Source organism: Pyrolobus fumarii 1A (genome assembly GCF_000223395.1).
Classification (GTDB): domain Archaea; phylum Thermoproteota; class Thermoprotei_A; order Sulfolobales; family Pyrodictiaceae; genus Pyrolobus; species Pyrolobus fumarii.
This window is the reverse complement of the sequence record NC_015931.1, coordinates 1257369-1280575: the sequence shown is the minus strand read 5'-3', so window position 1 is coordinate 1280575 and position 23207 is coordinate 1257369. Positions and strand designations below refer to the sequence as shown.

21 protein-coding genes and 1 tRNA gene are annotated in these 23207 nt (G+C 56.7%); 13 read left to right on the top strand and 9 right to left on the bottom strand.

Annotated elements, in window-relative coordinates:
- The first annotated feature begins 24 nt into the window (after nucleotides 1-24).
- Complete coding sequence (locus tag PYRFU_RS06700; RefSeq protein ID WP_014026901.1) at nucleotides 25-975, top strand: ketopantoate reductase family protein; 951 nt, start codon at nucleotides 25-27, stop codon at nucleotides 973-975.
- Here PYRFU_RS06700 and PYRFU_RS06695 read toward each other — a convergent pair.
- Nucleotides 863-2299, bottom strand: coding sequence for a glycosyltransferase family 2 protein (locus PYRFU_RS06695; protein WP_014026900.1), 1437 nt, complete (start codon nucleotides 2297-2299; stop codon nucleotides 863-865). The two genes, PYRFU_RS06700 and PYRFU_RS06695, sit on opposite strands and share 113 nt — an antisense overlap.
- 83 nt (nucleotides 2300-2382) lie before the next feature.
- Between PYRFU_RS06695 and PYRFU_RS06690 the strand changes: the two genes are divergently transcribed.
- The 3 genes from PYRFU_RS06690 (at nucleotide 2383) to PYRFU_RS06680 (ending at nucleotide 4986) form a co-directional block, all read left to right on the top strand.
- On the top strand, nucleotides 2383-3108 hold the full coding sequence (locus PYRFU_RS06690; RefSeq protein WP_014026899.1) for a hypothetical protein: 726 nt from the start codon (nucleotides 2383-2385) through the stop codon (nucleotides 3106-3108).
- 71 nt (nucleotides 3109-3179) lie between these two features.
- Nucleotides 3180-4598: an ATP synthase subunit B gene (locus PYRFU_RS06685; protein ID WP_014026898.1), complete on the top strand. Its 1419-nt coding sequence runs from the start codon at nucleotides 3180-3182 to the stop codon at nucleotides 4596-4598.
- Between the two features lie 67 nt (nucleotides 4599-4665).
- A complete protein-coding gene (locus PYRFU_RS06680; protein ID WP_244403835.1) occupies nucleotides 4666-4986 on the top strand; it encodes a hypothetical protein in 321 nt (106 codons plus the stop codon).
- On the opposite strand, the gene PYRFU_RS06675 is transcribed toward PYRFU_RS06680, so the two are convergent.
- The 3 genes from PYRFU_RS06675 to PYRFU_RS06665 are packed head-to-tail and all read right to left on the bottom strand — an operon-like array spanning nucleotide 4957 to nucleotide 9145.
- Nucleotides 4957-6093, bottom strand: coding sequence for a magnesium transporter (locus tag PYRFU_RS06675; protein WP_014026896.1), 1137 nt, complete (start codon nucleotides 6091-6093; stop codon nucleotides 4957-4959). The genes PYRFU_RS06680 and PYRFU_RS06675 overlap by 30 nt on opposite strands.
- A gap of 13 nt (nucleotides 6094-6106) precedes the next feature.
- Nucleotides 6107-8089 (bottom strand): arginine--tRNA ligase, encoded by a 1983-nt coding sequence (locus PYRFU_RS06670; RefSeq protein WP_014026895.1) that lies wholly within the window; start codon nucleotides 8087-8089, stop codon nucleotides 6107-6109.
- 60 nt (nucleotides 8090-8149) lie between these two features.
- Nucleotides 8150-9145, bottom strand: coding sequence for a phosphoribosylformylglycinamidine cyclo-ligase (locus PYRFU_RS06665; protein WP_014026894.1), 996 nt, complete (start codon nucleotides 9143-9145; stop codon nucleotides 8150-8152).
- Nucleotides 9146-9389: 244 nt separating this feature from the next.
- On the opposite strand from PYRFU_RS06665, the gene purE reads away from it, so the two are divergent.
- Entirely contained in the window at nucleotides 9390-9806 is a 417-nt protein-coding gene (gene purE / locus PYRFU_RS06660; RefSeq protein ID WP_014026893.1) for a 5-(carboxyamino)imidazole ribonucleotide mutase, read from the top strand.
- Between the two features lie 279 nt (nucleotides 9807-10085).
- Complete coding sequence (locus PYRFU_RS06655; RefSeq protein WP_014026891.1) at nucleotides 10086-11291, top strand: thiolase family protein; 1206 nt, start codon at nucleotides 10086-10088, stop codon at nucleotides 11289-11291.
- Here the strand turns inward: PYRFU_RS06655 and PYRFU_RS06650 are convergent.
- Together PYRFU_RS06650 and PYRFU_RS06645 are read right to left on the bottom strand one after the other, a co-directional pair.
- On the bottom strand, nucleotides 11288-12535 hold the full coding sequence (locus PYRFU_RS06650) for an Nre family DNA repair protein (RefSeq protein WP_014026890.1): 1248 nt from the start codon (nucleotides 12533-12535) through the stop codon (nucleotides 11288-11290). The two genes, PYRFU_RS06655 and PYRFU_RS06650, sit on opposite strands and share 4 nt — an antisense overlap.
- 164 nt (nucleotides 12536-12699) lie before the next feature.
- Entirely contained in the window at nucleotides 12700-13371 is a 672-nt protein-coding gene (locus PYRFU_RS06645) for a precorrin-2 dehydrogenase/sirohydrochlorin ferrochelatase family protein (RefSeq protein WP_014026889.1), read from the bottom strand.
- Nucleotides 13372-13472: 101 nt separating this feature from the next.
- On the opposite strand from PYRFU_RS06645, the gene hemA reads away from it, so the two are divergent.
- Nucleotides 13473-14732, top strand: coding sequence for a glutamyl-tRNA reductase (hemA, locus tag PYRFU_RS06640; RefSeq protein WP_014026888.1), 1260 nt, complete (start codon nucleotides 13473-13475; stop codon nucleotides 14730-14732).
- Here the strand turns inward: hemA and PYRFU_RS06635 are convergent.
- From PYRFU_RS06635 to PYRFU_RS06625, 3 genes are all read right to left on the bottom strand, one after another.
- Nucleotides 14729-15943 carry a radical SAM/SPASM domain-containing protein gene (locus tag PYRFU_RS06635; RefSeq protein ID WP_014026887.1) on the bottom strand — a complete coding sequence of 405 codons (1215 nt, stop codon included), beginning with the start codon at nucleotides 15941-15943 and terminating at the stop codon, nucleotides 14729-14731. The two genes, hemA and PYRFU_RS06635, sit on opposite strands and share 4 nt — an antisense overlap.
- 138 nt (nucleotides 15944-16081) lie before the next feature.
- On the bottom strand, nucleotides 16082-17068 hold the full coding sequence (locus PYRFU_RS06630) for an Lrp/AsnC family transcriptional regulator (protein ID WP_052296961.1): 987 nt from the start codon (nucleotides 17066-17068) through the stop codon (nucleotides 16082-16084).
- 529 nt (nucleotides 17069-17597) lie between these two features.
- On the bottom strand, nucleotides 17598-18104 hold the full coding sequence (locus PYRFU_RS06625) for a hypothetical protein (protein WP_048191804.1): 507 nt from the start codon (nucleotides 18102-18104) through the stop codon (nucleotides 17598-17600).
- 280 nt (nucleotides 18105-18384) lie between these two features.
- On the opposite strand from PYRFU_RS06625, the gene PYRFU_RS06620 reads away from it, so the two are divergent.
- The 6 genes from PYRFU_RS06620 (at nucleotide 18385) to PYRFU_RS06595 (ending at nucleotide 23171) form a co-directional block, all read left to right on the top strand.
- Nucleotides 18385-18472, top strand: a tRNA-Leu gene (locus PYRFU_RS06620).
- Between the two features lie 105 nt (nucleotides 18473-18577).
- Nucleotides 18578-19537 carry a cobalamin biosynthesis protein gene (locus PYRFU_RS06615; RefSeq protein ID WP_014026884.1) on the top strand — a complete coding sequence of 320 codons (960 nt, stop codon included), beginning with the start codon at nucleotides 18578-18580 and terminating at the stop codon, nucleotides 19535-19537.
- A gap of 35 nt (nucleotides 19538-19572) precedes the next feature.
- Nucleotides 19573-20685 (top strand): nicotinate mononucleotide-dependent phosphoribosyltransferase CobT, encoded by a 1113-nt coding sequence (gene cobT, locus PYRFU_RS06610; RefSeq protein ID WP_167827884.1) that lies wholly within the window; start codon nucleotides 19573-19575, stop codon nucleotides 20683-20685.
- Nucleotides 20663-21574, top strand: coding sequence for an adenosylcobinamide amidohydrolase (locus tag PYRFU_RS06605; protein ID WP_014026882.1), 912 nt, complete (start codon nucleotides 20663-20665; stop codon nucleotides 21572-21574). Before cobT ends, PYRFU_RS06605 begins: the two co-directional genes overlap by 23 nt.
- 5 nt (nucleotides 21575-21579) lie before the next feature.
- On the top strand, nucleotides 21580-22149 hold the full coding sequence (locus PYRFU_RS10030) for an NTP transferase domain-containing protein (protein WP_167827883.1): 570 nt from the start codon (nucleotides 21580-21582) through the stop codon (nucleotides 22147-22149).
- Nucleotides 22113-23171, top strand: a complete 1059-nt coding sequence (locus PYRFU_RS06595) for a pyridoxal phosphate-dependent aminotransferase (RefSeq protein WP_014026880.1) — start codon at nucleotides 22113-22115, stop codon at nucleotides 23169-23171. Before PYRFU_RS10030 ends, PYRFU_RS06595 begins: the two co-directional genes overlap by 37 nt.
- Nucleotides 23172-23207 lie beyond the last annotated feature (36 nt).

The window sequence follows — 23207 nt, the reverse complement described above, 5'->3', positions numbered from 1 at the left end:
TAGTAGTGGCGGGGTTGGCATCTGATGAGTGCAAGACAGCCACGAGTGTGTATCATTGGATGTGGCGCCATGGGGCTCTTCTACGCGGCAAAGCTTGCATCCGCAGGTGTGGATGTTGCGCTTCTCTGCAGGCGTCTAGAGCAAGCCCAAGTGATAAACAGTGAAGGTGTGATAGTAGAGGTTGAAGGTGGGTTTGAAAACGCGCGTGTCAAGGCATACCTCGCTGTATCTCCACCTCGTAGCCAGTTTGACATAGGCATAGTTGCCGTCAAGGCGTATGATACCCCCGCAGCGATAGACCTGCTTGAAGTCACGTTGCGACGTAATGGTGTCGCGGTTAGTGTGCAGAATGGGCTTGGGCCCCTAGAGGCACTCGAGAACAGTCTTGGCGCTGAAAGGGCGGCTGCCGCGGTGACATACTACGGTGTTACGAGGCTCGGGGACAATAGGGTAAGGTTTGAGGGCGGGGCAGCCGTCTACATAGGGCAGCGTGAGAAGCTACATGACCGTGTTGAACACCTTCTAGGTTGGCTCGTTGACAAGCTGAGAGAAGCTAATCTCAACGCATACCTGGTAGACCGTAGCATTGAACCGTGGCGCTGGGACAAGCTTATCGTTAATGCCGCTATAAACCCGGTTACAGCGATAACTGGCGCGCCAAACTACATCGTGTTGCACTCTGAGTGGGCACAGAGACTAGCATATGGTCTCGCCGAGGAAGCGGCTACTGTTGCGAGGGCGCATGGTATCCCCTTGCCTAGAGAGCCGCGGAAAGCAGTTGAGGATACGGCGAGGGCAACGGCTTACAACAGGTCCTCGATGCTCCAGGATATAGAGGCGGGTAGGAGAACCGAAATAGACTTCATAAATGGCGCGGTCGTCGCGAAAGGGAGGGAGAAGGGCGTCGAGACGCCCCTGAACGAGGCGATGGTTTACGCCGTGAAGGCTCTTGAGGATGCTGTGGCGAGCCGCTAGCAAGTGCTGGCAGCCTAATGTGCAGGTATAGTGTCGCGAGGAGTGGCGCTACTAGTGGAAAGGCTGCCAGGAAACCCCATCGATACCAGGCTATGGCGCCGGCGAGAGCAAGTAGAGTGGCGTAAATAGTCTCTAGGCGTCCCGGTCTCTCGCCTCTACCTGCTCTTCTAGGCGTAACGTGAAAGATGCCCGGTGCGCCGCTAAACCCTCTCAGCCAGTGAAGCAAAAGAATCGGTTGAAGGACTATGCCGAAGGCGCCAGCAGTGGCCATTGACCTAGCTCTCTTTGCCACTGGGGCGGTGCGCGCGTGAAGTGTAGCCAGCATAGACTCCGTTGTCATGACGAGCGTGTAGGCATAGAGTGGTAGTGGTGAGCTGCCGACAACAGCCACGAGGGCAGACGCAATCGAGGTCAATGGGTCGAGGATATAGTTAGCCAGAGTGTATGCAAGCTCTAGACCACGAGGACCGAGGCGCGCCAGTATACGCGCTCTCTTTCTCAAAACCCACGCCACGCCGTAACTCCATCGGGCTTGCTGCCTCCTGAATGCCCTGTACCCTGGAGCACCTGACATACAGAGAGCATCTGATAGTAGCGCAGGTCTTATGCCGAGCTCCGCTAACCTCACAGCAAGATCGACATCTTCGACAGTGGCATTCTCGTCAAACAATAGGCGCCTGGCCAGCTTAGCGTCTATAAGTAGGCCCGAGCCTACAAGAAGCAGACTAAGACCTAGCCGGTGTCTTCCTTCGTGCATCACGCGGAAGCCTGTGTGTATTGCTAGCGCGGTGGGCCTCTGCAGGTGATGGAAGGGTGCAATACCAACAATACCGAGTTGGACGGCGTGGTGCTTGCGTACCAGCTCTGAAGCCTTGCACAGCACGTCAGCGTCACATAGTCTATCGTCAACGTCTATCACTAGTAGGGCGTCACCGGTAGCCAGACGTGCCGCGAAGTTGAGGACTGACGATTTGCCTCTACCATGCCAAGGTTTGGCGACGACGCGTAGCCTCAAGCCGAGCCTATCAGCAAACTTCCAGAGGTTCTCGGCAACCTTCTCAAAGTCGTTTCGAGGCCAGTCCCACACCAGTATGACCTCATAGGGTTTACACCTCTGCGTGGCGAGGTTAACGAGAAGCCCCTTTATGAGGTGAATCGGCTCCTGCTTCGCAGCTATAACCACACTTAGACGCACATCTTTACCATGGTTTTGTAGGTGTTGCTTGCGTCGTGCAAGTCCTGCTATATTGTAGGCGAGGCGTGGGAGGTGGAGTAGTACGAGGAGCCAAGCCAGCAGCGTAACAACAGCCACCGCGTCCGGCACGGTCTAGTGCACCTAGCTCTGGCTCCTGCGACGAGGCCAGATATGAGAGAGTCTAGCTCAACTATAGTGGAGTGTGCGCAGGCTTGTGGGTAATAGTAACAAGGTGCAATACCCAACCAGAGGCTCTCTACGTGTCGCTGCTGGCTGCGGCGTTGCGGAGAGGCGGGGTCCCGGTGGCGGGAGAGTGGGGACGCACAGTAACTGTCGTCCACGGGCCATTACTACCTAGCGTAAGGTGGGGCTCTAGGAGGAGAATATCATTCCGTGTTCACAGCGAGGGTGGCACGTCTAGGATAGAGGCGGTGTTGGAGCAGAGGATGGGCGACTTCTATGGCCTCTTAGGCGTAGCTGGAGCTGTTATGACGCCACTGGTCGCCGGGTTGTCTCTAATACCCGGCATCGTGATGGGCATAGCTTCGGCCTCCCTTGTATTCACGTCACTCCTCTCTCACCACATTGATGTTAACTGGCTCTCCTCGCTACTAGAGGAGGCGTGCACAGACGCGCGCGACTACCAGGCAGGTATCGGCTCCGAGCTACGGTGTAGAATAGAGTGTGAACCTCAGGGTAGAGATGTGAGTTGCAGTCTTGAACCAGTTGACTCGCCTGAAGTCCTCGCAGCAGCGCTATCGATTCTAGGGTTTACCGTACACGGTGAACACGCTACTAACGGGTCGTTGTACATTCGTTACCGGTGCGAGGATGGCGTGAGGTGCTCGCTCGTCTACTCTAGCAAGAGGTTCAAACCAAAGCCGAGTATAGACACGGCGTCCCTGATAACGCTTCTCGCGGCACACTTGGTATGCTAGTGGTGGGGAGGGTGGGGGTGTCTTCTTAGCCTACTCCCCTGGAGCGCATAGCAACCCGGGCGGGTAGAGCTTTGGCGGCTATAGGTAAGAAGACGTGGGTTAGAGAGTACGAGTCTATCGGCGAGATACGAGGCCCCCTTCTCATCGTTGAGGGTGTGCGTGACGCGGCTTACGATGAGATTGTTGAGGTTGAGTTGCCTACTGGCGAGAAGAGGAGGGGCAGGGTACTCGACACTGCATTTGGTATGGCCGTAGTGCAGGTGTTCGAGGGTACAACGGGCATCCCCAAGACCGGCACTAAGGTGAGGTTCCTAGGTCGTACGCTCGAGGTGCGCGTATCCGAGGAGATGCTAGGCAGGATCTTCGACGGCCTCGGCAACCCCATTGATGGCGGCCCGCCAATAATCGGCGGTGAGAAGCGCGACGTTAACGGTGAGCCTCTAAACCCTGCCGCTCGTGACGTGCCAGAGGACCCGATACAGACTGGCGTATCGGCCATCGACGGCATGAACACTCTGGTACGCGGCCAGAAGCTACCGATCTTCAGCGGCAGCGGTCTACCACACAACATGCTCGCGGCGCAGATAGCGAGGCAAGCTACCGTCAGGGGCGAGGAGGAGGGCTTTGCTGTCGTCTTCGCAGCCATTGGCGTGAAGCACGACGAGGCAATCTTCTTCCGCAAGTTCTTCGAGGAGACGGGCGCCCTCAAGAGAGTAGCGATGTTCATCAACCTGGCTGACGAGCCACCAATGGTAAGGCTTGTGACACCAAGAGTCGCCCTAACTCTAGCCGAGTACCTGGCCTTCGAGAAGGACATGCACGTGCTAGTCATAATAACCGACATGACAAACTACTGTGAGGCTCTCCGCGAGATAAGCGCGGCACGCGAAGAGGTGCCGGGCAGGCAGGGCTACCCAGGCTACATGTACAGCGACCTAGCGAGCATCTACGAGAGGGCTGGAAGGGCTATCGGCAAGAAGGGCAGTATAACCCAGATGCCAATCCTAACGATGCCCAACGACGACATAACCCACCCGATCCCAGACCTAACGGGTTACATCACCGAGGGCCAGATAGTGCTTGACAGGAACCTCTGGAACAAGGGCATCTATCCGCCAATCAACGTCCTAATGAGCCTCTCGAGGCTGATGAGGGATGGTATCGGTCCAGGCAAGACTCGCGAGGACCACGCCGATGTCGCCAACCAGCTGTTCGCGGCTTACGCTAGAGCGCAGGAGCTAAGACAGCTCGCCACGATCGTAGGCGAGGAGAGCCTCTCCGAAGTAGACCGCAAGTATCTGAAGTTCGCCGATGAGTTCGAGAGGAGGTTCCTAAGCCAAGGCTTCTACGAGAACCGTAGCTTCGAGGAGACGCTAGACATCGCTTGGGAGGTGCTGAGCATACTACCAGAGTCCGAGCTAACCAACATCAAAGAGGAGTTCATCAAGAAGTATCACCCGAAGTACAGGGGTCAAAAGGCTGGGCAGTAAATTGTCCCCCGGGCTAGTTTTGCCGCGTAAACCCCTCCTATACCCCAACGAGTGTGTCTCTCGTATTTTGGCGGCCATCCCACCCGGGCATTACCACCTCAGACTCGTCCTTGAGTTCAAGGATGGTACCCGGGTAGTGCTTCACGAGGCTACTGTAGCCGCTATAGTGAGGGCGTATGTTAGTATCGTGACGCACCCCTCTAGGAGGGGCGTTATGCTGGTGTCGCGTAGGTTGACGCGGGCGCAGCGCAAGATAGGATACGCAGAGTGGCAGCTCATTGAGGGGGATGCTAGCGAGGACGAGGCTATCAGCGAAGTTGTGCGCGTATTGAGTGATGCTGAGGTACCGCGGGGCTGTCTAGGCGAGAACGAGGCCCGTGAACGCTAGTAGAGCTGCCGTGCTGGCCGCGTCAACCCCGGCAGTCATCAAGGGTATGACAATGTTGTCGGGGTCTAATCCTGCCCTGTAACTCGCGAGTGACGCGATATGCGTGAGTATGGTGAAAACCATGGCTATCAATGCGCCCGTCGATGCTAGCAATGCGAGAAGTGATGGCATAGCATTGAGGCGATAGAGTGCCGTGGATACGAGGATGCTTGTCAGCATATATGCTGGCAGTAGAGTTGTGTATACTCGCAGTGCATCTCTGAGGATAGTCCTTGGGTTGGCCTCGTAGAGGCCCAGGTGTAGGCGTGTTGCTAGCTTTGAGGCAAGCACGCCTATTGCGGCGCCATTCTCGGCATTGAATGAGGGTATTGCAGCCAGTATCAGGGGGTTAGCTGTAAGCAACTCTAATTTTGATACCAGTGTATAGCTCGTGAGAAGCTCGACTATCGAGCCGGTAAGTACCGCCGCCGTGTTCTCGGCAAGCGCCCTCTTACCCTCACGGTCTAGTACCCTATAGGCTATGAAGGCGACGGTTAGTGGAAGGAGAGCAAACGGGCCTATAATGGCTGCTAGTACAGCCGAAGCCGCTAGCGCCGGAAGAACAACTATATCGCCTACCAGTGTTATGAGGGGTGTGAGGTAGTTGTCAGGGTCGATGCTCCTCCGGAAACCCAGCGTTGCAGCCATAACCGTGAAGCTAGTCAGTATGGGCACGATTATCGCGGGGAGCAATACAGCGGTGCCAAACACTTCGAGCGCGGATATTCTCCCCATACGGCCCGCCGCTAGTAACGCCAACAGTGCTATGGTAGCGGAAACAAGTGCCGAGAGTATAGACTGTATGTAGATGCGGGGGGCTTCCCGCTTTACTATGGACCCGGGGCTCCCAGGGTCTACAAGACCCAGATGGAGTCTAGATGTTATCCTCGAGCCCAGCGTGGCATAGATGTTACCGCGTGCAGCAGCCATTATAGGGTAAAGAGCGAGGATATGCGGGTAATGCTCTATGAGGCCGCTGAGACTCGAGAGTATGAGCCCAGCGATAGTCTCGCCGATAGCCACTAGACTCAACGATATCATCGACTCGAGCGCTGCACGGCTTGGCAAGCCCTCCTCCTCTTCACATTCTCTCGGGGGTCGGCACGCCTAGCAGGCTAAGGCCGCTGCGCAGCGCCGCCCTAACGCTATAGACTAGTGCAAGCTTGAACGCCTTAGTGCCAGGGTCCTGCTCGTGTATAACCGGGTCCTTCGGATACCAGCGGTTGAACACATCGGCTATACGTAGGAGATGCTGGGCTAACAGCTCTGGCCTAAGCTCGTCTGCAGCTTTTGCGAACACGTGTGGATACACAGCGAGGAGCTTTACAAGCTCCGCCCTCTCTGCTGGCTCTCTCTCAACGGCAGTATAGTCAACCTCGTCCCATGGTATTGGTTTGCCCCACTTGGCTAGTATGTTGTGCGCGCGGGCGTACGTGTACTGGAGGTAGGGTGCACTGTTACGCTCAAAGTTGAGCGCCTCCTCCAGCCTAAAGGTTATGGGTTTTGATGCTGAGACTGATACTAGCGTGAAACGTATAGCGCCTATGGCTATTTGCGAGGCTATCCTCTCTTTCTCCTCGCGTGGTAACTCGGCATTCCTCTTCTCAACCTCCTCCAAGGCTCTCACAAAGGCTGCCTCGTAGAGGCCGTCAAGGTCGACATACTCTCCTCTTCGTCCACTCATGCTCCTACCCGGTAGGTTCACCATCTCATACGCATAGTGTACGGTGTTGAGTGCCTCGCGGCGATAGCCTAGTGCTATCAAAGCCAGTCTAACTTGGAGCTGCTCGAGTCTCTGCTCAGCAGCTATAACGTTAATGACGCGGTCTGCGTTGAACTCCCTGAACTTCTTTAGCGTGTAGGCGATGTCGCGGGTAGTGTAGAGTGTCGTCCCGTCGCTCCTCTGGAGGATTAGAGGCGGTATCTCAAACGTCTTGGGAAGTTCTAGCTTCTCCCTCACCTCTGGATCCTGCTGAATCTCGCGGAGATCTAGGGCGGGCGCGCCCTTGTGGATCGTAAAGTAGGGACTCTGTCTAGCCCTCTCGAGTATCTCCCCAACGAGTCCACCCCATACCAGCTCGCTCTCCCAGTCCCACACTTCCGGCAGCGCATCGAACCTCTCCATTGTCTCCCTTATGCCCTTCAATACAGTCTCGGCAACCCACCTCACAGTGTCTACAGTCTCCTTGTCGCTGCGAAACTCATACTTCCTTACAATCTCGTATATCTCGCTCCATGGGTCGCTCCTCTTCCCTATGGCCTCAGCGAGCCTATCGAACAGCTGCTCGTCCCTTTCCCGTAAGCGCGCAGCCGCAGCAACGAGCTTGTCAAGTTCCTCCTGCTTCTCGCGTATCTCTTCCTCGTTGCCCCTCCTCTTAGCCTCCTCAAGCTCCTTCTTGACCTTCTGGATGTCCGCAAGCGTGTGTGTAATAGCGTAGACAAGACCCAGCCAATGGTCAGGTTTTACACCCTCCGGTACCCTCCGCTCACCGAGAAGCATCACGCCATACGCTAGCACAGCGACTTGCGTACCCATGTCGTTCACATAGTACCTGGTCTGGACGATATGGCCACGCGCCCTTAACATCCTGGCGAGGGTGTCGCCCAGCGCCATGTTACGAGCATGGCCTATGTGAAGAGGATGCACGGGGTTGGCACTCGTGTGCTCAACTACTATGCGCTCTGGCTTCTCCGTCTTAACCTGGCCGTAGCCATCACCCTCCAGCCTAGCAGCCTCAAAGACAAGCTTGGAATACTCTACAGGGTTGAGGCGTATGTTCAGATACGGACCTATACTCTTGACATCCGAGAAGAGATTGCCTGCAGTCTCGCGGAGCCTACCGGCTGCCTCCTCGGCTAGCACACGCGGGTCTGTACGAGCCTCGCGCGCCCAGCGATGAAGCGGTATGCCAAAGTCGCCGTAATCTGGCCTAGGGGGCTCAGCGACAAGATACTCGACTATCTTCTCGTCAACGTTTACGCCCTTGGCTCTAAGCGTCTCTACTACTGCGCGTGCCAACAGCCTATGAGGTATAGCGTCGTAGAGTCTGGGCTTGCTCTCCAAGACCTACCATCCCGCTCCACAGAGTAGTGTTTAGGGGAAAACAACCCAGCGCCATCGTCGCTAAACACGGTACACTAGCGGCTCGCCGACGTACGGCGAGCGTATCACAACCTCTCTCTGTTCCGACGCCTCCACTCTGCCAAGCTTAACAAGGCTAAACCCGTGCTTCTCAGCTATCATTGCAAGTGTATCCTCTACGCCCGGATCGGGCCTAGCCGCGACAACAAGCCCAAAACCCATGTTGAACACGCGGTACGCCTCGTCAACCGGGACACCAAGCTTCAAGAGAAGCTCGAAGATTGGAGGCGAACGTGGCATGTCAAGAACAGCCCGCGCACCCTCCGGGAGTATCCTTGAGAGTTTCGTGTATGCACCGCCAGTGATGTGCGCAGCTGCTGTGATGACGCCTTCACGCCAGGCTTCAAGCAAGAAGCCCGTATAATCAGCAACGGGCTTGGAGAGCTCCTCTGCAAGCTCGACACCATCTATGACAGCGTGGTAGTCTCCTCCGAGCTTCTCCTCGATGAGCCGCCTTACAAGACTAAAGCCGTTCGCGTGAAGCCCGTTACTAGGGAGACCGTACAACACGTCGCCTATACCCGCCCGGTTCTCCACACGCTTATCCCTAACAGCCAGGACAGTACACACTACATCAACGCCCTGTGCCAGCCCCGGCAGTATAGCAGTCTCGCCGCCAAGCACGGCAATACCGAGTCTCTCTGCGGCCCTCGCAACACCCTCAAGAACGGGCTTGAACAGGCTCTCGTCGCTCCGCGGCAATGCCACGTAATCAACTAGGGCTACCGGACGGAAGGCGTCACAAGCAACATCATTAGTGTTCATGACTACGCAGTCCCACCCGGCGACATCAAGCCTGCCAAGCTTCTCGAGCACCAGGGTCTTCGTACCAACACCATCAACGTGTAGTGTTATCTCGGTACCGTCCAGCAGCATACTGGACGTGTACGCCCCCCGGGACCCGCTCAGCACCCTAGCCGCCACAGCGTGCATAGCGCGGTGTGCATCCAGGTCAACACCAGCATCGCGATAACGCAAGTTACGTCCCCGATGCGGAGGAGGTGCAATAACACCTTATAGTCGCGGGCCCTCGGCTCCTCCGACTCTCCTCACCCAGAAACTCTCGGCGAGTATTCCGCTCCTCACCAGGCCCGCCAGTAACTCCAGTGACAGGCACACATCCTTCTATGCCAGACGGTGCCTACCAACCTGGGTCCAAGACGAGCTGCGCAACAGTTTAACCGTGTGAAACTCCGCACCGGCGCACCAGGGGACGCTAATCTTGCCGTGTAAGGCTCGTGTTGCTGTGATAATCGGTAGTGAGCGGGACCGCGAGTATGGCGAGAAGGCAGTAAAGCTCCTGCAGGAGCACGGTATTGAGGTCGTGTTCAGGGTTCTGAGCGCACACCGTAACCCTAAGGAGCTCGACAGGTTCATCGAGGAGAACGATGAGAGCATAGACGTGTACATAGCGATGGCCGGGCTGGCTGCACACCTACCCGGATACATAGCATCTCGTACACAAAAGCCCGTGATAGGCGTCCCGCTGCCAGCCGGGCCGCTCAACGGGATCGACGCCCTACTCTCGATAGTCCAGATGCCTAGAGGCGTCCCAGTAGCAACGGTGGGCATAGGTAATGCGGAAAACGCGGCGCACCTAGCACTGAGGATACTGAGGCTTGCTGGTCGCTGCGAGTGATGAGGGCTCAGCGAGGGTGATATCGATCACCCCCGGCTGGGTCACCCAGCCGAAGTCTTCACCATCGCCTTGCTGGTGAGTATAACTATAAACCGGTTATAAACCAGTTTTACACGCTTCTCAACATGCTGGTAATGTTTCATACTGGTCTCGAGCCATGGTTCCGGATGGTGCTCTGGTGTAGTTGGTGGTGTTGTAACTGGGGTGTTGGATGAGGGAAAATTGGGTGAATGCTAAGCCTCTTTATGTGGGGTTGGTGACCGTGCACCGGGCTAGGCCTTGATAGACGAGAAGAGCGTCTATATTGTGAGTGCTGTTAGGACCCCCATTGGTAAGTTCGGTGGCGTGTTCGCTAACATACCGGCACCCGACCTAGCTGCACATGCTATACGAGCGGCTGTAGAGAGGGCAGGGTTGGCACCAAAGGATGTGCAGGCCTATGTGATGGGTCACGTCATTCAAGGTGGTGTTGGACAGCATAGTGCTCGTAGAGCTGCTCTCCTGGCAGGCATACCGGAAAAGGTCAATGGTTTCGTCGTAAACATGGTGTGTAGCTCTGGTATGCTCGCGATATGGGAGGCAGTGCGAATGATCAAGCTCGGCGAGTATGACATTGTGCTGGCTGGCGGTATGGAGTCGATGAGTCGCGCCCCTATTGCACTACCGCCCGAGGCGCGGTGGGGTCTACGCCACCTGATAACCAGGGAGGCCAAGCTCATAGACCTCATGGCTCACGATGGTCTCACGGACTCCTGGAACTGGAAGATGATGGGTGTGGAGGCCGATGAAGTCGCATGGGAGAACAACGCGCCACGAGAAGAGCTGGACATGATAGCCTACGAGAGCCACATGAGGGCCGCGAAGGCCACCGACGAGGGATGGTTCCGCGAGGAGATAGTCCCAGTCGAGGTTGAGATACCCAAGAAGGGGCGTGTGACCGTCGAGAGCGATGAGGGTATCAGGAGGGATACCAGCCCGGAGAAGCTGGCCAGGCTACCTCCCGCCTTCACACCCAAGGGTCCACACACTGCAGGCAACTCCAGCCAGCTTAGCGATGGCGCAGCCGCCCTCATCCTGGCGAGCGGAAAGGTGGTGAAGGAGCTCGGCTTGAAGCCCCTCGCTAAAGTCGTAGGATTCGCGTGGGTAGGTATCCGCCCAGAGAAGTTCGTCTACGGGACTGTTGAGGCAGCAAAGGCGCTCCTCGACAAGATAGGCTGGAAGCCAGAGGATGTAGACTTCTGGGAGGCCAACGAGGCCTTCGCCATTAACATATGGCTGTTCTACCGTGCATTCCCCCAGGTGCCAAAGGAGCGCGTCAACCCGCACGGCGGCGCCATAGCACTGGGCCACCCGCTAGGCTGTACAGGCGCGAGGATAGTAGTGACGCTCATACACGCGCTGCGTAGACACGGCGGTAAGAGAGGCATAGCTACACTCTGTCACGGTACCGGCGGCGGCACTGCGCTCGCAGTAGAAATAGTCTAACCTTTTAACCACTTGTCGAGAGTTTGTTGCGCAGCCGCCCCCCTCCTAACAAGCCTAAGCTTAGCCTCTACCGCCTTCTTTGCATCAACCATTCGAAGAGCCTCGCTCAGAGCCTCGTTGATACTAGAAAAGGTAGCCTGGGGTTTACCCTGTAGAGCGCGGCGCAGAGTCTCACGGATATGCCAGTTGCCCACCGGCGCATAATACTCGGGGAGAATCTCGCGTATAACGAGAGCATAGCCCTTCCTACGCCTAGCGGCAAGAGCCTCGAGGATAGCCAGACGCGCAGCCATGAAGCCACCATCCATCTCGCTAGGTTGCCCGGAGGGACGCTCCCAGACGCGTATCGCGACCGGGCCGCCGCTCCTAACCCACGGAGTAGACGGGTGCCACACCTCAATCATCTCTACACGCAACGGGCCCGGGGCGAGTATCACGATAAACCGGTTTCCAAGATAGTATGCCTTGTAGAGCTCCACCTGGCCTAGTTCGTTGCCGGTGGCTATTAACGAGCGAAGCCTGGAACCGATTATGCTGTCGACAGCTGTTATCGCCCACCTTGTCGGCACTAGACGCCGTGACCTCAACCTACCTATGAACCCGGCGGAGAACGCACGTATCAACGCATAGTAGTCGACACCCGCCCGGTAAGCCTCCCACACCCCATCAGCGGCAGGCGCATCATCGAAAACCAGCTTCTCTATCTTCCTGGGGGGCTTAGGGTTACCAGTCACGCGTATCTCGCGTGCTGGAGCGGCAGGACCCTGGGGCGCCGTCATACCGTCAAAGACGAGACGTGGAACTGGCCGCCTTGCTAGCAGTACTTCCGATGAGACTGGCGTCTCGGATACAGCGGCGAGGCCAATCTCCTTCTCGTAGAGCACCCAAGGCTGTCTAACATCGAGTCTCTCGACTCCACCCACGAGCCTCGAACGTAGCTCGAGAATAACATCAAGCTTTACGCGCTTTCCAGCCCAGTCGACCGGATCATCATGCCATTTTGCGCTGTCCCCCTGCTCGCCCGGAGGCACTTGGTACAGCACGGGAACCCTAGGGTAACCCTCCTCACCTACAACCAACGAGGGCGGAGTGTCACCCTCGACAACATCGCCGCTAGTTATCTTCGCAACTGCGAATACCTGGGCACGAAACCTGGCAAGGATGGGACACTGGGGCAGGCCGCAAAGCCGCTTGTATCCCTTGCAACGTGCACACAGAGCTGCTGGTACCTTGCCCCCAGGCAAGTCTAGCGGCGCTCCTCGAAGATAGAAATACCAGACCAGTATAAGGGGTTAAAGCCATGGGATGTCCCCGAGGCTAGAATCACAGCAAGGATATCAGGCACATACCGTTGTGCAGGCCTAAGCAGGATGGTACACTAGTGTCTCGCGGCGCAGATACCGTTGCTCTACGGTTTACGCCCGGCTGCATGCGCGTCTATAATCTCCTTTGCGACACGCTTTGCTTCCTCGACGTCACCCCTCCGCACAGCCTCCATAAACCTGGGGTCCCTCTCTATCTCGAAGTATATCGGGAACCTCGCTCTACCATCGGGTATAACACTCTTCATATACCTCTTTGCCCACCAGAGAGCCTCGAGCATAGTTGCAAGCTCTCGGTCGTTTTCAAGCAGCTTTACTATCTTTTGGAGTGCATGTCTAGCAGTCACGCCACTCTTACCCTCAGTCGTAACTGCTACTCTTATGCTGTTCACACTAGCCTCATACGGCACGACAACCTCAGTAGCTTCAGCATCGGTAGCATCGTTAACAAGCGCATTATTCCTCTTTGCAGCCTCCCATATGATCCTTCTAGCCTCCTCATCGGGGACCGCTATCACGACTATGTGCGCATCTTTCAAGATACTATCCAAGTCTATTGTGCGTGCGTCTCCCTTTATGAGGCAGAGTCTATCACTAGCCGAGGCGGCCTTCAACAACTCGTCGCTAAACTCTAATGAGACCACAGTTACACGTGCACCGGCATCGAGGAACTTGAGTGCCCTGCGTGTGCCAACCTTACCCCCGCCGAACACGACTACATTGAGCGCCTTAGCCTCTATCCACAGGGGCAGCCTCACGGCAAAACTCCATGATTTGCCACCATAGTAGGGAAACAATTTATTTGTTTAACCAGTTTTAGCTTTACTCATGGTCTGGAAGCATTCCGAGGCGATAGTACTTGAAGACTCTCGATAGTCTCTATATGGTTGGTGTCGATTGGAAAATGGTGGATACAGCGAAGCTTGCGGTACTAGAGGGACGTGTGGACGACGTATATGAGCTACTATACCCGCATGTCGATGAGCTCGTAGTCCTCCCAACCTGTAACCGTTTCGAGGTGTACATGGTACGCGGTAACGGGTGCAGCATGTGCATAGAGGAGGTTTTGCGCTTCATACGTCTACATGTCGGTGTGGAGAAGCCACGCGTTCTCCGCGGGGTCGAGGCGGCGCGGCACCTGTTCCGTGTTGCATCGGGCCTCGAGTCTATGGTTCTAGGTGAACCGGAGATACTAGGGCAGGTTAAGCGTGCCTTCGAGTATGCGTTGAAGAGGGCGTATACCGGTAAGCTTCTCGATCTTGTGTTCCGCTATGCGATCAAGACCGGGAAGAGGGTGCGTAGCGAGACCGGGATAGGCAAGGGTAGCATAGGTATACCCGGTGCGGCGGTCATCCTCGCCGAGGAGAAGCTGGGGACGCTCAAAGACAAGATAGTTGGCGTGATTGGGGCTGGCGAAGCTGGCTCGATCATAGCGTCGCTTGCGGCCAAGAAGGGTGCGGCAAAGATACTCATAGCTAATCGTAGCTTTGAGCGGGCACGTAGTCTCGCTAAGAGCCTTGGCGAGATAGCCGAGCCGGTAGAATGGGGCTTGCTCGAAAGACTCATGACGGAGAGCGATGTCGTATTTGCAGCGATCACTGTAGACCGTCCTGTGATACCGGCTAGTGTTTCGCGGAGTGCACGTAGGGGCTTGGTTGTGATAGACATCTCCAACGTTCCTGTTTTCGAATCCCTACCGGAATGGGTCGAGTATCACGGTTTCAACGAGGTTGTTGAGGTCGCGAGGAGAATGGCCGAGGTTAGGCGTAGCGAGGTGCCCAAAGCGGAGAAGATAATTGAGGAGGAGCTAAACAAGTTGATGAGAGCCGTTAAGAAGAGGATAGCCGATGAAGCCATAGAGACTATGATGAAATTTGCAAAGGCGATGGTTGACAATGAGGTTAGGAGAGCGGTCTCGGTGCTTCGCGGCCGCGGTATAGACGTTGGGGCGGTGGAGGACGTACTCCGTGACCTGGCGTGGAGTAGTGTAAGGAAGTCGCTAAGGCCGCTTATCATAGCGTTGCAGGAGGCTGCCGAGGCCGGAAGAATAAGGATGTTGGAAGAGGTGCGCACTGTCTTCGAGAAGGAGTATGCAAAGGTTGTCGCGAAGATAGACTAGCTCTTCATGTAGGGCGCTAGATCCTCTGGGAGTATGGGCTTGCTTGGGTCGAGACCCCACTTTCTCGCTATCTCGATCGGGTCTATGAAGCATGCAGGGTCGTCGCCCCACTCGTCGCCGGTCACTATTCTCGCCCGGCTTCTCGAGCCCCCGCCGCAGACATAGCGGAATGGGCACTTGCCGCACTTCTCGCCTCTAAGCCTCTTGTGTATCTCGAGGTATGGCTGCAGGTTTGGGTTGTCGGGCCTCAATATATGCCTAAGATCTTGCTCCTTCACGTTGCCTAGTGACACCCAATCGATAAACTGGCATGGCCTAACCTCGCCATTCGGGTAGATACTCACGGTCTTCCTGCCACAGTCACCCTGACCCTGAAGCATCGCGAGGTACTCCATGAACTCTTCTTTGGTTGAAGCCAGCTTGTCAGCTAGGTAGATGCCCACAAAGTTAGCCCTAACTATCTCTATCTCCACGTTCTCGTGCTTCTTCGCCTCTTCCACCAGGCGATCCGCAACCCATTTGAGTTGCTCTGGTGTCGGGAGGTATTCGCGTAGACCGACACCTCTCCCAACAGTATCGAGTATGTAGTATGATAGCCTCTCGGCGCCTAGCTCCTCGGCAAGCTCGAGGACGCGTGGGACTTCCTTCGCGTTCTCCCTGGTTATGGTTGTGCGTAGACCCGTAGGGATGCCAGCCTCGACGGAAGCTCTCACACCCCGTATCGCTGCTTCGAACGCACCCTTAACACCCCTGAACTCATCGTGCCACACGGGGTTGATGCTGTCGATACTCACGCCCACGTACACGAACCCGGCTTTCTTCAACTCATTTGCTACAACCTCGTCTATGAGAGTCCCGTTAGTGCTCAGCGCAGGCCTCGTCCTCGTACCCCTAAACACCGATGCTATCTCGAAAAGGTCGCGTCTCAGTAGGGGCTCGCCACCCGAGAATATGACGAGGGGTGAACCAATCTCCGCTATCTCCTTCGCAACCCGGACAGCCTCAGAGGTTGAGAGCTCGTCTGGACTCTTCTCGGCCAACGCGCGTATATAGCAATGAGCGCATTTCAAGTTGCACTGGTAGGTTATATTCCAGAAGACTACGGGGCGAAGAACATCCGTGAACCTACTAGGCCTCCCACGACCGTAATGCCCCTTGAGCCTCGTGGAGACCGTGCCACGCCCGGTTACCATGACGGTGACGGGTATCAAGCTAGCTCAACTCCCCTCCGTCCGCCGGGATAATCGACATACACCCACATAATTGTTAATGTTAGTCCCGCTGTGAACCGGGTGTAGCCCATCCCACGATACCCGCATAGGCTGCCGCTTGGCGTCGTTTGTCGCCTCTCACCTCTCGGCCCCTGGTTTCAAGTCACGAACAGAGTAGAGAACCTCCACACGGTCAACACTATCCAGCTGCTCTACACGTCTTATCACAGGCTCGATAACGTCACGCGAGACGCCGTGCACCATCGCGTAGCACGTGGGCGCCCAGTATGCTTTCGTGTCGCTCGGGTAGGGCAGCCTCTCAACGATATGAGTAGCCTCGGGTATGTTGTCAACGATCTCTTCGCATAGCCTCTCGGTGCTAGTACGAGGCCAAGCCACCACCATAGCGTTGTACCTGAAGCCGATACGGTGACCGTCTAGGACTGCGCCCGGGTCGCCAAGCACACCCCTCTCGAGTAACAGCTTCACACCCTGCAGCACATCCTCCTCTCTCAACCCGAGCCTCTCGGCGATACTCGCGTAGGGCCTCCTAGAGAGGGGTAAACTCCTAACCAGTGCTGGAAGCTCGGAGGGCAAGCCAAGCTCCTCCGGCGAAGGCGGGTTGAGGACAACACGTGTATAGGGGCCAGCTCTACTAACACCACGATACAAGTCGTACTTCACGCTAAGCCTATGCACCCTCCTAGCAACGAGCACCTCGAAGCCATCGGCCCCAATGTTGCGCGCGAAGCTCGCCGCCCAGGATAGAAGTTCGTCGATACTACGAGCCCTACGCACAACCCACACTCTCCACTCGCCGCCATCCCTCTCATAACAGTGAGTCACCTCATCGTCGCTAGCACAAAGAGAAGCAGCCTTATCCACATTGCCACCACGGAAAGCTACGAGAGCTACACTCTTCCTCCTACTCCGCGGGTTGACATAGAACCCCACACGCTTCAGGATACCTTGCTCAGCGAGCCTCTGCAACGCCGAGAGAAGATGATCGGTATCAACCCCGAGCTTCACCGCTACATGCTCGAAGGGGTCGAGAGAGTCGAGTGGAAACTCGTACTGAAGCAGCATCAATGCACGACGCTCAAACTCGCCAAGCCCTATATGCACGAGCCGCACCGTTACTCCAAGAGCGTAGAATAGAAGGTTAAAGCGCAATACGCCGCGTCCAAGAACGGCTCGGCAAGAGCGTCCTCATCACACTCTCAGTGGTTAAGGCCCTCCTCACAGCCACGGTTAGAACACGACTAGCGTCATAATGTCAGCCGTAAGTCCCATCCCCATTAGACTGTCGGCGCGGCGAGCTACTCATCACCCAGGAGTCGTGGCGGAGCGTCGGACGTAGGGGGTAGTCATCACCGCCCTCGTTTCAGCATGGGGCGAGGTGTCCCCACAACCCCGTATAGGATGGCAGCTCGGCTCCCACTTAACGGGCGGTGAGGAGGGCGATTGGGGCCGAAGTGTGAGGACACCCCTAGCCCCACCGAGCCCATAGATCCGACCAGCGCGACGAGGTCGAGGGTAGGACTGTGGTAAGTCGCGTTGAATACGTGAGAGAGGAGGTCGGATCTGGTGCGGGGGTGTGGGGAAAAATAGCTCGAGATGCGAGTCTCTACCTGGGTGAGGTAAACGTGTATCTTTAGCTCTGCTCCTCCTTCTCCTCTGGGACAGCGCCGCCTAGGCCCTTCACGTACTTCTCGACGAAGCGCTTGACGCCGCTGGTTAGAGCATCGGCGACCTTCGGGTGTAGTAGGGTGTGTATCCTCTTGGCCTCCTTGGGGTACTTCTTGCTAGCCTCGATACCGGCCTCCATCATCTTCTCTAGCGCCTCTGGTAGGCCTGGGTACTTGCCCTCAATGATGCCACGTAGGGTTGGTATCCACTTGTCCGGGTTCCTGCTACGCCTCACGAGCAGCAGGTAGGCGGCAACAGTGCCACCAAACTTCTCGTCAATCTCGTAGCTCTCCTCGACCTCAGTCTTGGAGAGTGGCTTCGCAGCGCCTAGCTTCTCAAGCTCCTCGGCTAGTAGCCTGAAGATCTTCTCGGCGCCCCTGCCGCTCATGTGGATGACAGCGGCGCCGTCACGCAGGAGTACCACATCAAGTCCTCTGGCACGCCTCCTGGCAACAAGCTCGTACCTGGGCATCCCGCTATTCACCGGGATAGTGTGGCGCACGAGCACTGCAATATGACTTACCCACGGTGAGAACGGCGGGATGTCAAGGGGTCCGGGTGATACTCGGAACCCCCACGCAAATAGGGACACGAGATGCTGATAATACAAACGGCAAGCTAGACGCCGGGCGAGAGGAGCATCAGCCCAGCCCACAACTCCTCATCCGGGTGCCCGTCAGCGTCTGGCGTCCACATCACCCAACGAACCGTGAAGGTAAAACACCGGTCCTAGTATTAGGGGATAGCTCGGAGCGGGGGTGCCCGAGCCAGGTCCAAGGGGGCGGGCTTAAGACCCGCTGGCGTAGGCCGGCGTGGGTTCAAATCCCACCCCCCGCACCACACGGACTCAACCCCATAACGCGCGTCAAGTGCACGTGTCACGCGTGTCTCCTCCGTATGGAGCCTCAATCATCACAATAGGGGTTGTGGTGACGGTGTCCCGGCTTGCAACTATGCAGCCTAGCAGGTGTGCACTGGCTTTGTCCCGATGCGCGTCTTCTCCTCGCCTCGCTTGCCCTGGGATTGTTGCTGGATCGGTTGTATCCGTGGCATAGCGGTCTGCTCCTTGCTATACACCCTGTGAGGACGACATATGTCCTGGCGCTTAGGCTTGCGCCACCGGGCTCAAGCAGAGCGCGTGGTGTGATAGCGTGGTTTGTCGTTGTGGCGGGCCACCTAGCCATATACTCGTTTGCGTTGTATGTTGCGTGGATGGTATCGCCTCTCGTGTGGCTGGCTATAGCCGCGTATATCGTTAAGGTATCGTGTCCTCTCTACCCGCTCTTCGACGTCGTCGAGAAGATACGCAAGTGTATGTACAGTGGCGACTGGGTGTGCGCCAGGCGCTATACCCAGTGGATCGTGAGGCGTGATGTGGCAAAGCTTGACGAGAAGCATGTGGTTTCCGCGGCTCTCGAGTCGCTCGCCGAGAGCCTCGTTGACGGGTACACCTCTCCCATAACCTACTATGTGCTGTTCGGGCCGATAGGTTCCCTCTTCCAGCGGCTCGTCAATACAATGGACTCCGCGTTGGGTTACAAGACGCCAGAGTACATCGAAGCCGGGTGGTTCTCGGCGAGAATGGACGACTTGATCAACTACCTACCGGCTAGGCTGACGGCACTGACTATGATAGCGGCGGCTCTAGCTCTGCCAGGCTTTGATGCAGGGAGAGCCTGGCGGGTATGGCGCAGGTGGGCAAGTGCCACTGAGAGCCCGAACGCCGGCCACCCTATGGCGGCTTTAGCCGGTGCACTTGGCGTATGGTTAGAGAAGCCGGGCCACTATGTGATAAACCCTGAGGGTGTCGATCCGGAGCCTGGCGATTTACCTAGAGGCCTAAAGCTGGCTAGGGTAGCGGCGCTGCTCTACACTGTTGGCGCGGCGGCTCTACTCTTATTCTGATCTGGCTGGGCTCCCTGCCCAACTGGGGCTCCGCCATGCAGGGATATCGAGTTGTGCGCGGCGACGCCAGCAGGGCTCTAGATGCGTTGAGGAACGCCCCTACAATGTTCTTTGTAGTGTTCGCGGCGTCGAGCAAGACCTCGACAATACCGGGGATTACTGCTGCCGGGCCTACACCCGAAGCGACGCTATACACGCCAACGCTTGATATCGAGTATCTCGTCACGGGTAGGCCGTTGACTATGGACGTTATCCCGGTGACGCCGGAGGGCATCCCTACACCTGCTGTTGTAACCAGAGCATCGCTCCAGCTGGTCAACGACGCAAGAATAGTCGTTGTCGATGCTGGCGTCTACCGCGAGCCGTTGATACCGCATGTCAAGCTGCCTTCAAGGCGTGTAGGTGGACGGATAGACGTGGAGCCAGCCCTGCCACCAGGCACAGCATCAAAGCTCTACGAGGAGGCCAAGCTTCTTGCTCACATGCTCGTGGGGAAGGCGGGGAACGCCACCACCCTAGTGGTTGGCGAGACTATACCCGCGGGCACGACAACAGCCATGTGCATCATGGAGGGTCTCGGGTTTAACGCTGCCGGTAGGGTCAGTAGCTCGATGCCAGGCAACCCGCATAACCTCAAGCAGCAGGTACTGAGAGCTGCACTCGAGAGGAGCGGGTTGAGACGTGGCGACAATCCATTCAAAGTGATCGAGGAGGTTGGTGACCCGCTCCACGTCTCTGTTGCAGGCTTCGTGGCGGGCGCGGTCGAGAAGGGAGCCACAGTGATACTAGCCGGGGGTACACAGATGGCATCCGTGCTAGCGATACTATCGAGGCTCGGCATAGACACGAGTAGAGTAGCCGTGGCCACCACAAGATGGCTAATTGATGACCCCTCCTCAGACCTCCCCGGGCTCATCGCCGAGATAGCACCGGACACCCCCCTCATAGCGGTCGACATCTCCTTCCATGACGCGCCGTACAAGGGTCTACGCGCCTACGAGGAGGGCTATGTGAAAGAGGGTGTAGGTATGGGTGGGGCTATGCTCGCGGCACTAGTGCGCGGCGGGAGAGCGCCACGAGAAGTAGTAGAGGCTGCCTATTCCGAGTACGCGAGGCTCGTGGGCAATGATAGCAAAGCTAGAGGTTGACCGTGGCATCGTCGCTCTCAAGCTCGCTACAGAAATGGTGGCTATCTCGACGGTACCCCTACTACACGACAAGATCAACACGATAGCCGTTATAGAGGTTGACAAGGGTTTCAGGTGCAACGACCTGCTAGGATTCTATGAGCAGGTTGAGCGGGAGTATGGACTCGATAAGGCCGCGGTACTCCTCACGGCTGCTAGGCTACCCTCTAGCGCCGGCTACGAGAGCATAGAGTGGGAGCAGGAGATACACGTGTTGGTAACGCTTGGGCCGAGACCAGTGATATGCACGCGTCCCGGCAAACTCTACGAGCCGATAGCATCAACGATAAACATCGTTGTCGTGACGACAGCACCTCTACGCACCGAGGCGATGGTGGACCTCCTACGGGTGGCTGTAGAGGCGAAAACCGCGGCGTTAAACGAGCTCATTCCCTGGTGCAGGAGGAGGCCCCTCGGTACAGTCACGGACGCCGCTATAGTCGCTAGGCCAGCTAGCCTAGGGGGCTCTATCCTCACAGCAGGAGCAGCCACAACAATAGGAGGACTAGTGGCAGACGCGGTAGAGACTCTGGTAATCTCTCTATGGAGGAGGCTCGTACGCGGAGAGGAGCTTGTAGAGACACTCCTAGGCCCCTACGCCGAGAATCTGGAGGTTGACGAGAAGAAGCGGCTGGCAGAGCTACTGGAAAACCCAGACATACTCGCTCTGCTGTTGGCGGCCCGTCACCTAGACTTGCACGTTGAGTATGGGACTCTTCCCCGTGGTCTCCGCACACCCGACCTAATAGCCAAGGGTGTAGCCGAGATGCGCAATGTGAGGGTGAGCAGCGCATCCCACACCGAGAAACTAGTGAAGACGCTCATTGTGGATGGTGGGAAGAGCAGGTGATGGTAGTGAGTGGCGTGGCTAGAGACGAGCATGGAGCAATCCGCCTTGTGTGCCTAGTAATGGCTGGGGGTAGGGGCTCGAGACTAGGCGGGGTAGTGAAGCCCACGCTGAGAGTCTGTGGCAAGACGCTCATCGAGCACGTGCTGCACGCCCTGCAAGGTCTATGCCGTTCCGTGGTTATCGCAGTGAGCGGGTACACCCTTAACGCGGTGCAAGGCTACTGTGTCAATCCGAACGTAGAGTGTGTCTACACGCCGGGTTCGGGGTATGTTGAGGATCTCAGGTTATGCCTCCGGCTTGTGAGAAACAGGCCCCTACTAGTGGCGCCCAGCGACGCAATCGTGGACCCGGCGTGCCTGGCTAACGCCGTAGCACAAGCACTCAATGCGAATAGCGATATCGTCACTTTCGTTGCACGGGGCGAGCCCACGGGCTTCTCACTATTCCTAAGCGGCGAGGACGGCACCTGGACAAACATGCAGCTAACATGCGTGCTTGACGTAGACGAGCCGCGTGACCTCATGGAGGTCGAGAAGGTATGCGATTCCATGGCGGGCGGCCGCCGCCAGGAGTAATCGACTTCAGTGTGCCTGGAAACCCGCTAGGCCCGCACCCGGCGCTACACAAGCTACTAGAGGAGGCTGTTAGAGAGAAGGTGTACGCGACATACCCCGACTACAACTACACCAGGCTCCGCGAGTCACTAGCGAGCTTCTACGGGCTAGACGTGAATAGGATAATAGTGTTCAACGGTGCAGCCGAGGCCCTCTCGCTAGCCATACTAGCCCTCAAACCAAGGGCAGTCGTAGTAGCAGAGCCTAACTTCGGCGACCATCACCTACACACACTGGCGGCAAGAACACCGCTCCTAAGGATCGCTATGAGAGAGGAGGGCAACAGGTACAGGCTAGAACCCGACGATATACTCTCGGTGCCACAGCGTATCCTGAGAGGCTCACTCGTGATACTATCGAACCCCAACAACCCTACCGGCTACTGTACACCATCCGCACACATCGAGAAACTCCTCGAAGAACTCCCGGACGACGCGATGCTAGTGATTGACGAGTCATTCATCGATATCTCCCCGGGCTGCGAGAGCGCGACGAGAATAGGTGACGAACGGCTAATACTCGTCAAGAGCCTCACAAAGAGCTTCGCGGTCCACGGCCTCCGTATAGGCTATGCGTACACGACTAACAAGCGTGTGTTGTACAAGCTTGAGGCTGCGCGGCAAGCCTGGAACGTCAACAGTCTAGCAGCACACGTGTTCGAGAAGTTCTTAACAGCCTATGCTGAAGAAGCCAGAGCATACCTTAGCAACGCCCAACGTGTAGTCGAGAAAGGGCTGCAGCAATTAACAGCTGGGCTCACAAAGCTCGGCCTCCTGGTATACGAGTCTAGCGCACCACTCCTGCTAGTAAGACACCCGAAGCCCCACCCGGCAATACAAGAAAAGCTTGTGGCGCACGGAGTCTATGTTAGGGATGCGTCAAGCTACCCCTTCCTAACACCCTACCACTCAAGGATAGCAGTGAAACTCCCAGAAGAAAACAAGAAACTCATAGACGCGTTCTACGAAGTCATTGAGCGGTGAATAACCAGGCAAAGCGAGTCAACAATGGGAAACGCG

Coding starts and splice junctions, on each gene's coding strand:
- PYRFU_RS06625 (WP_048191804.1), bottom strand. CDS start 18,104: ATGCCCAGGTACGAGCTTGTTGCCAGGAGGCGTGCCAGAGGACTTGAT.
- PYRFU_RS06700 (WP_014026901.1), top strand. CDS start 25: ATGAGTGCAAGACAGCCACGAGTGTGTATCATTGGATGTGGCGCCATG.
- cobT (WP_167827884.1), top strand. CDS start 19,573: ATGCAGGGATATCGAGTTGTGCGCGGCGACGCCAGCAGGGCTCTAGAT.
- PYRFU_RS06605 (WP_014026882.1), top strand. CDS start 20,663: ATGATAGCAAAGCTAGAGGTTGACCGTGGCATCGTCGCTCTCAAGCTC.
- PYRFU_RS06595 (WP_014026880.1), top strand. CDS start 22,113: ATGCGATTCCATGGCGGGCGGCCGCCGCCAGGAGTAATCGACTTCAGT.